At 78.0% G+C, this 8771-nt stretch carries 2 protein-coding genes and 1 pseudogene; 1 reads left to right on the forward strand and 2 read right to left on the reverse strand.

The window, feature by feature from the left end; genetic code table 11:
• Positions 1–1305 (reverse strand): annotated as a pseudogene (locus A5694_RS24995) (hypothetical protein); the annotation flags it as partial.
• Here A5694_RS24995 and A5694_RS25000 point away from each other — a divergent pair.
• A complete protein-coding gene (locus A5694_RS25000; RefSeq protein ID WP_207516050.1) occupies positions 1219–7677 on the forward strand; it encodes a PE family protein in 6459 nt (2152 codons plus the stop codon). The pseudogene A5694_RS24995 and the gene A5694_RS25000 sit on opposite strands and share 87 nt — an antisense overlap.
• Before the next feature lie 26 nt (positions 7678–7703).
• Here A5694_RS25000 and A5694_RS18610 read toward each other — a convergent pair whose 3' ends face one another.
• Positions 7704–8321: a GNAT family N-acetyltransferase gene (locus A5694_RS18610; protein ID WP_234786580.1), complete on the reverse strand. Its 618-nt coding sequence runs from the start codon at positions 8319–8321 to the stop codon at positions 7704–7706.
• Positions 8322–8771: the final 450 nt, after the last annotated feature.

Raw genomic sequence — 8771 nt, forward strand, 5'->3', positions numbered from 1 at the left:
GGTGGTGTTGGTGGCGCGTCGGCGCACGGCATCGCCGGTGCGCACGGTGCCGGTGGCATCGGTGGCGACGGTGGCGCCGGCGGCAACGCGGGCAACGGCGGCAACGGCGGTGCCGGTGCCGGCGGTGGTACCGAAGCTGCAGCCGGCGCCGGCGGCCGGGGCGGTAATGCGACCGACGCTGTTGCCGGTGTCGGTGGCGCCGGCGGCGCCGGAGGCTTCAGCGGCGCCACCCAGGCCGCCTCGGGCGCCACGGGCGCGGTCGGTGGCGGCGGCAACGGTGGCAACGGCGGCGCCGGCGGCAAGGGCGAGGTCCTCGGTGATGGCACCGTGCAGGCCGGTGGCCGCGGCGGCGACGGCGGGGATGCCGGCGCGGTCGGCAACGGCGGCACCGGCGGCACCGGCGGCCAAGGCGCCACCGGGGTTCACGGTGAAACCGATGCCAATGGCGACGGCACCGCGGGCGGCACCGGTGGCGCCGGTGGGGCCGGCGGTACCGGTGGTGCGGGCGGCACCACCTCGGGCAACGGCGGCGCCGGTGGCGCGGGCGGCGTAGGCGGCACCGGCGGTAACGGCGGCGCGGCGGACGACGCGACCGTTGCCGGCGGCACCGGTGGCAACGGCGGTAGCGCCGGTGCCGGCGGTATCGGTGGCGACGGTGGCGCCGGCGGTACCGCCACGAACGGCGTCGGTGGTGCCGGCGGCGCCGCGGGCGATGGTGGCGCGGCGGGCCAGGCTGCCGCAGGTGGCCGCGGGCTCGGCGGCGGTGGCTTGGATGCGGCCGGTGCCGGTGGCCAGGGCGGTGACGGCGCCGATGGCGGTTCCGCCGGTAACGCCGGCGCCGGCACGGATGGTGGCGCGTCCGGCGCCGTGGGCAATGTCGGGGCCGGCAGCACCGGCGGCACCGGGGGCGCCGGCGGCGACGGTGTCGGCGTGGCCAGCGATGGCCTCACCGGTCAGGCCGGTGGCACCGGCGGCCAGGGCGGCAACGCGGCCACCGACGGCAACGGCGGCACCGGCGGCGCCGGCGGTCGCGGCGCGGACGGCACGGACGGCAGCACCGACAACACCGGTAGCGGTACCGCCGGTGGCAAGGCCGGTGCCGGTGGCGCGGGCGGTGCAGGTGGTGCCGGCGGTTCGAACTCCGGCGACGGCGGCACCGGCGGTGCCGGCGGCCAGGGCGGCCGCGGTGGTAACGGTGGCGCCGCCGAGGATGCGACGGTGGCGGGTGATGCCGGCGGTAATGGCGGCAGCGCCGGTGCCGGTGGCGCGGGCGGCGACGGTGGCGCCGGCGGCACCGCGGCCCACGGCACCGGTGGTGTGGGCGGTGACGCCGGCAACGGTGGCGCAGCCGGGCTGGCCTCCGCCGGTGGTCACGGCCTTGGCGGCGGCGGTCTGGATGCGGCCGGTGCCGGGGGCAGCGGTGGTAACGGCGCCGACGGCGGCGCGGCCGGCAACGTCGGTACCGGCGGAGTCGGCATCGGCCAGGGTGCCGACGGCGGTGCAGGTCAGGCGGGGCTGAGCAGCGACGGCGCGGCCGGCGGTAATGGCGGTGCCGGTCTCGGCTTGGCCAGTGACGGGTTGACCGGGCAGGCCGGCGGTGCCGGTGGCCAGGGCGGCAGCGCCGCGACCGACGGCAACGGCGGTGCCGGTGGAGCCGGTGGAGCCGGTGCCCGAGGCGCCGACGGAAGCACCGTCGGCGGCGATGGCACGACCGGAGGGACCGGTGGCGCCGGCGGTGCCGGTGGGCAGGGCGGCGCCGGCGGTTCCAACTCCGGCGATGGTGGCGCCGGTGGTGCCGGCGGCAGTGGCGCGGCCGGCGGTAACGGCGGCGCCGCCGACGATGCCACGGTGGCCGGCGCCGCGGGCGGCAACGGCGGCAGCGCGGGTGCCGGTGGCGCGGGCGGCGACGGTGGCGCCGGCGGCACCGCGGCCCACGGGACCGGTGGCGCCGGTGGTGACGCCGGCAACGGTGGTGCTGCCGGCATCGCGGCCGCCGGTGGTCACGGACTTGGCGGCGGCGGCCTGGACGCGGCCGGTGCCGGGGGCAGCGGCGGCAACGGTGCCGACGGCGGCGCGGCCGGCAGCGTCGGGGCTGGCGGTGCCGGCGCCTCCCAGGGGGCTGACGGCGGAGCCGGCCAGGCCGGGCTCAGCAGTGCGGGCGCGGCCGGTGGTGACGGCGGCGCCGGTCTCGGTCTGGCCAGCGACGGTGTGACCGGGCAGGCCGGTGGCGCCGGCGGCGCCGGCGGCAACGCGGCATCGATCGGTAACGGTGGTGCCGGTGGTAACGGCGGCATCGGTGCGACCGTCGCTGGCAGCACCGGTGGCGACGGCAACGGCACCGCGGGCGCAGTCGGTGGTGCCGGCGGCAACGGTGGCAGCGGTGGTGCCGGCGGCACCATCTCCGGTGACGGCGGCAAGGGCGGTAACGCCGGCAACGGCGGCAACGGCGGCGCCGGTGGTGCCGGCGCGGACGCAACGGTCGCCGACGCCGCGGGTGGCAACGGCGGCGCTGCCGGGGCCGGTGGCCAGGGCGGTACCGGTGGCGCCGGCGGTGTGGCCAACAACGGCGCCGGCGGCGCCGGCGGCAACGCCGGCAGCGGTGGCGACGCGGGAACGGCCGGCGCGGGCGGTAAGGGTCTCGGCGGCGGCGGTGGCGCCAGCGCGGGCGCGGGCGGTGCCGGTGGTAACGGCGCCGACGGCGGCATTGCGGGCGTCTCCGGCGTGGGCGGCAACGGCACGCAGGCCGGCGCCGCGGGTGCGGCCGGTAACGCCGGCATCGGCAGCGACGGCGGTGCCGGCGGCCAGGGTGGTGCGGGCGTCGGTCTGATCGGCGGTACCAACACCGGCCAGGCCGGTGGGTCCGGCGGCGCCGGCGGTGCCGCCGCATCGGTCGGCAACGGTGGTGCCGGCGGCAACGGTGGCGTCGGTGCGACGGTGAACGGCATCACCGGCGGTGACGGCAACGGCACCGACGGCGCCGACGGTGGCAACGGCGGTGCCGGTGGCGCGGGTGGCGCCGGCGGCACGACCTCCGGCGACGGTGGTGCGGGCGGTAACGGTGGCGCGGCCGGCGACGGTGGCCACGGCGGTCACGGCGCCGACGGAACCAACGGCGCCAATGCCGTCGCGGGCAGCGGCGCCAACGGAATCGACGGCGGCAACGGCGGCAACGGTGGATCCGGCGGCAGCGGCGGCCAGGGTGGTGACGGTGGTGCCGGCGGCAGCGCCACCAACGGCGCGGCGGGTGCCGAAGGCGCCGGCGGTGTCGGCGGCAACGCGGGCAACGCGGGCAACGCCGGTAACGGCGGCCAGGGCGGTAACGGCGCCGGCGGAGGCGCTGGAGCCACGGCCGGAGCCGGTGGCAACGGCGGCCAGGGCGGTGTCCGCGGCGAGGCGGGCGCCAGCGCCGGTGCCGGTGGCTGGAACGCCAGCCACACCGAGCAGGCCGAGGACGGTGCGGCCGGCGCGGCGGCAATCGGCGGCAACGGCGGTGCCGGCGGTCACGGCGGCGTGGGCCTGATCCGGGCGGACGGTTCCGCCCAGGCCGGCGGCGACGGCGGCAACGGCGGGGCGGCCGGTCCGATCGGCACCGGTGGCGCGGGCGGCAATGGCGGTACCGGCTCGGCCGGCCAGGCCGGCGTCGACGGCGTGGTCGATGCCAACGGCAACGGCGGCAGCGGCACCAGCGGCAGCTCCGGCGGCGCGGGCGGCAACGGCGGCAAGGGCGGTGACGGCGGCAGCGAATCGGGCGATGCCGGTGCCGGCGGCCAGGGTGGCGCCGGCGGCGTCGGCGGCCGCGGCGGTCACGGCGCAAACGGTGCCCACGCCACCAACGCAGCCTTCGGCAGCGGCGCGTCCGGCGCCGACGGTGGTTACGGCGGCGACGGCGGCAGCGGCGGTAACGGCGGCCAGGGCGGCCAGGGCGGTGTCGGCGGAACCGCCACGCTCGGCAACGACGGTGCGGCCGGCGCCGGTGGGGCCGGCGGCCAGGGCGGCGCGGCGGGCAACGCCGGTAACGGCGGCAACGGTGCCAACGGCGCCGGCGGCGGCACGAATGCCGTTGCCGGACATGGCGGCAACGGTGGCACCGGCGGCGACCGGGGCGCGATCGGCCTCGGCGGTAAGGGCGGCCTGAGCGGTGACGGCCACCAGGCCGTCAACGGCGGCAACGGCGGTTCGGCCACCGGCGGCAACGGCGGCGCCGGCGGCCGTGGCGGCAACGGCCAGGTGCTGGCCAGCGGCAACCCCCAGAGCGGCGGTTACGGCGGGGCCGGCGGTGACGCCGGCACCTACGGCAACGGTGGTGCCGGTGGCGCCGGCGGGGCCGGCAGTGTCGGCGGCAACGGCGCCAACGGCACGACGCTCGGCCAGGTCAATGGGCAGGACGGTCAGTCCGGCGGATCAGGCGGCGACGGCGGCGCGGGCGGCAAGGGCGGCTCCATCGCCGGTAACGGCGGCGCTGGCGGCGGTGCCGGCGCGGCAGGCAACGGCGGTAACGGCGGCAACGGTGCCCAGGGCAAGGCCGGCATCGATGCGGTGGCCGGCACCGGCGGCGTCGGTAGCAACGGTGGCGCCGGCGGTAACGGCGGCAATGGCGGCAACGGCGGCAACGGCGGCAACGGCGGCGCCGGTGGCACCGCCACCAACGGCATCGCCGGCAGCAACGGTCTGGGGACCGTCGGCGGCAACGGCGGGAACGCCGGAACCGGCGCCGATGGCGGTCGCGGTGGCCATGGCGCAGGCGGCGGGGTCAACAGCGTGGCCGGATCCGGCGGCAACGGCGGCACCGGCGGCAACAGCGGCGCGGCCGGCAACGGCGGCACCGGCGGCCTCAACGGCGACGGCACCCAGCGAGCAGACGGCACCGACGGTGCCGCGGCCGCGCACGGCGGCAACGGCGGCGCCGGCGGCAACGGTGGCAACGCGCAAGCCGGAACGACCCAAGCGGGCGGCAAAGCCGGCAACGGTGGCGACGGTGGAAACGTCGGCAACGGCGGCGCGGGCGGCAACGGCGGCAACGGAACTATCGGGGCGGCCGGAGTCACCGGCGCTGACGGAAACGGCACCGACGGAGGTACGGGCACCGCCGGCGGCCGGGGCGGCAACGGCGGGGCCGGCGGCTCCCTCTCCGGCAACGGCGGTGCCGGCGGCACCGGCGGTAACGGCGGCAGTGGCGGTAACGGGGGGAACGGCGCCGTGGGCACCGGCGGTGGCGGCGGCGGCAACGGCGGCGCCGGCGGCAATGCCGGTGCGGGCGCGGCCGGCGGCGCGGGCGGCAACGCCGCGCACGGCATCGCAGGGGCCGGCGGTAACGGCGGCAATGCCGGCAACGCGGGCAACGGCGGCACCGGTGGCAACGGCTCGGGCGGCGGCAACAACGCCATCGCCGGCTCCGGGGGCGACGGCGGCCACGGTGGTGACCGCGCAGCGGCCGGCCTCGGAGGTGCCGGCGGGATCGGTCAGGGTGGCCCGGCGGCACACGGCTCCGACGGTGCCGGCGGAACCGGTGGCAACGGCGGTGCGGCCGGCAACGGCGGCACCGGTCAGGTGCTCGCGGACGGCTCGTCGCAGGCCGGCGGTAACGGTGGCCAGGGCGGCGCGGCCGGAACGATCGGCGACGGTGGCGCCGGCGGGAACGGCGGGGCCGGGGCGACCGGCGCAAACGGGATCATCGACGCCAGCGGCAACGGCACCGACGGGGCCACCGGCGGCATGGGCGGCAACGGCGGCGTCGGCGGTGCCGGCGGCAGCCTCGCCGGTAACGGTGGCGCTGGCGGTCGCGGCGGAGCGGGTGGTACCGGCGGCATCGGTGGCGTCGCGCAAGGGACCGATGGGCAGAACGCGGTTGCCGGCAGCGGCGGCGACGGCCAGGACGGCGGCGACGCGGGCGTCAGCGGTAACGGCGGCGCCGGCGGTCACGGCGGCGCGGGCGCCCTCGGAGGCACCGCGACCAACGGAACCCAGGGCAGCGCGGGCGCCGGCGGCCAAGGTGGTCAGGGCGGCGCCGGCGGCGACGCCGGGCGCGGCGGCAATGGTGGCGCGGGTGCCGGCGGCGGCACCGACCACACCGCGGGTAACGGCGGTAACGGCGGTAACGGCGGCTACGCCGGCACCGGTGGTGCCGGCGGCCATGGCGGCGTGAGCGGCAACGGGCTGATCGCGGCCAACGGCGGGTCCGGGGCCGACGGCAACGCCGCCACCGGCAACGGCGGTGACGGCGGTAAGGGCGGCGCCGGCGTGATGCTCGGTGACGGTTTTGCGCAGCACGGCGGTAACGGCGGAAACGCCGGCGCTGCCGGCGCGGTCGGTAGCGGTGGCCGCGGCGGCGACGGTGGCGCGGGCGCGGCAGGTGCCGACGGCATCACCGAAGCATCCGGGGACGGCACCAACGGCGTCATCGGCGGTAACGGCGGTCAGGGCGGTGACGGCGGCGCCGGCGGCAGCCAGGCCGGCAACGGCGGCGCCGGCGGCGTCGGGGGCGCGGGCGGCCGCGGCGGTCACGGCGGTGACGCGGCCGACGGCACGGCCGGCGTCAACGCGGCCGCGGGCAGCGGCGGCAACGGCACCGACGGCGGCGACGCCACCGGCACAGCCGGCAACGGCGCGGCTGGCGGTAATGGCGGCAACGGCGGCTTCGGCGGCAGCTCCGCCCATGGCACCGCGGGCGCCAACGGTGCCGGCGGCGCCGGCGGCAACGGTGGTAACGCCGGTAACGCCGGTGACGGCGGCCGCGGCGGCGACGGTGCCGGTGGCGGTGCCAACGCCGTCGCGGGATCGGGCGGCAACGGCGGTAACAGCTCCAGCACTGCGGGAACCGCGGGCACGGCCGGGACCGGCGGCTGGAACGCCGACCACTCCGCGCAGGCGGCCGGCGGGTCCGCCGGGGCGGCCGGCGCCAACGGCAACGGCGGCGCCGGCGGCAACGGCGGCAACGGCGGGCAGCTCGCGGATGGCACCGGGCAGTCCGGCGGTGCTGGCGGCAAGGGCGGTGACGCCGCGCTCAATGGCGACGGCGGCAGTGGCGGCCGGGGCGGTGCCGGCGGTAAGGGTGCGGATGGCACCGCTGGTGGCACCGGTAGCACCGGCGCCTCCAAGGCGCCTGGCGGCACGGGCGGTGCCGGTACGGCCGGCAAAGCCAGCGGTTCCGGCGGAGCGGGTGGCGCCGGCGGGGCTAGCGGCACCATCTCCGGAAACGGCGGTGCCGGCGGCCAGGGCGGTGCCGGCGCCGACGGCGGCAAGGGCGGCGCGGGCGGCACTGGCGGGACCGGTGGCGCCGGCTCCAAGGGCAACACCGCCGGTGCCGGCGGGACCGGCGGCACCGGCGGGGCCGGCGGCTCCGGAGGCGCCGGCGGCGAGGGCGGTGCCGGCGGCGCAGTTCGCAACGGCAGCGGCACGGTGGGCGCTGACGGTGCCGACGGCGCGGTGGGCAAGGGCGGCGACGGCGGCAACGGCGGCAAGGGCGGCATCGGCGGAAACGGGAGCACCGGCAAGAACGGATGGTCCGGCGGTGCTGGCGGTCAAGGCGGTACCGGCGGTCAAGGCGGCACGAGCGGCACCGGCCAGGCCGGTCTCCCCGGCGGCACCGGCTCCGCAGGCGGCGCCGCCAGCGGTACCGACAACGCCACACCCGGCCAGGGCGGCGCCGGTGGTGCCGGTGGCAAGGGCGGCGGATCATGATGATCCGCCGCCCCTGGCGACCGGCGTCAGGCCTCTTGGCGGTAGGCCGGAACGTCGTCGGGCGTTCTCGGCCAGGCGAACAGCGCGATGCGCTGGTCCCACTTCGGCACGTAGTGCTCGCCGAGGAACACCCCGCCGCGCCGCTCCCAGAACCGGCGCCCGTAGGAGCCCTCGCCGGCGAAGGTGTCGCCGATCACCCGTCGGCACTGCGGTTCGATCTCGAAGACGCTCTCCACGAATCCGCGGAACATGATCGCCCCGTGTCCCTGCTCGACCATGTCGAGATCGGCCATGGCGCCGTGCAATCCGATGTCGTAGGGGTCGGCGTCGTAGACGGTCGACACCTCGTCCTGCGCGGCGCGGAACAGCTCCATGTATCCGAACGGTCGCCCATCGAGGAGCCACACGTACGGGCGCGAGTAGTTGCCCGCGAATTGGTTGGCCAGGTGCTGGCTCCACTGGTCCGCCGGGTAGTTGTAGTGCCAGGTTTCGGCCAGATGCGGCCGGTTCATCCACTCGGAGATCATCTCGGCATCGCCGTCCGGGTCGGCGAAGCGCACGCTGTACGGCTCCGGGAATACCGGCAGCGGCGGGGCGGGAACCGCGCAGACCTCGTCGGGCACATCAACACGTTGCCGTGCCATTCGCGCCGTCATAGCGCAACCGAATCCGTTGTAACCGAACCGGTTTCGGTAACCATCACAAGTGCCTCCAGGAATGCCGTCGACGGCAGCGCCGTCGTCAATGGGTTTGCCAATGATGCCACGTCCCCTGGCGGGTGTCAGCGTCGAAGTGCCGCCCGGAAAAGGCTCGAACAGGCAACAGACCTTTCTTCAGCGGTGCCCAGATGCCGGCGCCGATAACCGCCAAACATAAACCGAGACAACAACACTGACATGGGTTCGTCGCAGAATAGGGAGTCCCACATGACTGACAAGCAGCACGGCAGAGGGCGTCGCGGTCTCACTGGCGCGGTTGGCCGCCGGCGCCGCCGGGTGGCCGCTGCCTCTAGTGCGGTGGGGGCGTTTTTGGCGTTTGGGGTGGCGCCGGTGGTGGTGGCGCCGGTGGCGGCTGCTGATGAGTTGGATTGGGTT

Origin of the sequence: Mycolicibacter sinensis (assembly GCF_001667945.1) — a bacterium.
GTDB classification, from domain to species: domain Bacteria; phylum Actinomycetota; class Actinomycetes; order Mycobacteriales; family Mycobacteriaceae; genus Mycobacterium; species Mycobacterium sinense_B.